This is a genomic window from Anaerotruncus sp. AF02-27 (assembly GCF_003465835.1).
GTDB classification, from domain to species: Bacteria; Bacillota; Clostridia; order Oscillospirales; family Ruminococcaceae; genus Anaerotruncus; species Anaerotruncus rubiinfantis.
This window is the reverse complement of the sequence record NZ_QSBX01000001.1, coordinates 107,205-108,507: the sequence shown is the minus strand read 5'-3', so window position 1 is coordinate 108,507 and position 1,303 is coordinate 107,205. Positions and strand designations below refer to the sequence as shown.

The 1,303-nt window shown below is 56.3% G+C and carries 1 protein-coding gene; it reads left to right on the top strand.

The genetic code is table 11. From position 1 onward, the window contains the following. The coding region (locus DWV16_RS00570) for an ABC transporter substrate-binding protein (protein WP_158572755.1) at positions 1–1,136 on the top strand (1,136 nt) is incomplete at its 5' end. Positions 1,137–1,303 lie beyond the last annotated feature (167 nt).

Sequence of the window (1,303 nt, the reverse complement as noted above, 5' to 3'; positions counted from 1 at the left end):
CTTCCGGTGATTCCGCCGTCGGAGGGCAGGCGGCCGAAGCGGAAACCATCCGCATCGGCGTGGTCTGTCCGCTGACCGGAGAAAGCGCTATCTTCGGCGACGTGCTTTCTCAGACTATCATGCTGCTGGCGGAACAGAAAAACGCGGAGGGCGGCCTGCTGGGCAAACAGATCGAGATCAAGGTGTACGACAATCGCGACGACGCGGTGGAAACAACAAACGCGGCGCGCAAGGCGATCCTCAACGACAATGTCGTGGCCTTCATCGGGACCGATTCTTCCGCCAGTACCATAGCGCTTGTGGAGGTTGCCAGCGAATATGAAATCCCAGTCCTCACCAGCATCGCGACCAACTCGAAGATCACCATGACCGACGACGGCCAGGTGCGGCCTTGGGCGTTCCGTGCCTGCCTGTCCGATCCACAGAGCGGCGCCATCCTCGGTCAGTACGCGGTCAAGGAACTGGGACACAAGAATATTGCGATCATCTATGAAATTGGCAGCGATTTCTCGATCGGCGTCATGAATGAATTCACCAAGAATGTGGAGGCGGCCGGCGGCAAGATCGTCTGCAGCGAAGCTTACAACACCGGCGATGTGGATTACCGCGCGGTGCTCACCCGCATCAAGAATTCCGGTGACTTCGACGCGCTTTATATCGCGGCGGGATACTACAAGCAGATCGGCCTCATTGCCAATCAGGCGCGTGAGCTCGGCATTACAGAGCCGCTGCTTACCACTGAGGGCGCGACGTCGAACGACCTGTTCAACATCGCGGGCGACGCGGTTGAGGGGCTCGTCTTTAACGGCACTGTCAACACCGAGTCGGACAAGGTGCATGCGCTGCTCGAGGACTTTATCGAAAAGTGGGAATACGACCCGAGCGTCAACGTTGGGCCGGACTGCTATCTAGCGCACGATGCCTTCAAGCTGATGGCCAATGCAATCGAGAAGGCCGGTGCGGCGGACTCGAAGAAGATCCGCGACGAGCTGGAAAACACCACCGAAATCGAGGGCCTGACCTGCACGATCACCTTTGACCCTGAAACCCATCTGGTCTACCGTGAAGTTCCCATCTATAAGGTGGAAGACCAGACGCTTAAAATCCAGACACTGTTTATGCCTGAGAAAATGTAATCAGACGATACTGGCCCAAACGCGGCGGACAGCAGATCAAAACAGCCCAGTTATCGCTACGTCCGGGCTTTAAAAGAAGGAAGGAAAAAACGTGAAAAAAATTATTTCGATACTCCTCGCAATGGCATTGTCCCTTTCCATGGCGGCCTGCGGAAGTTCTTCGGCTC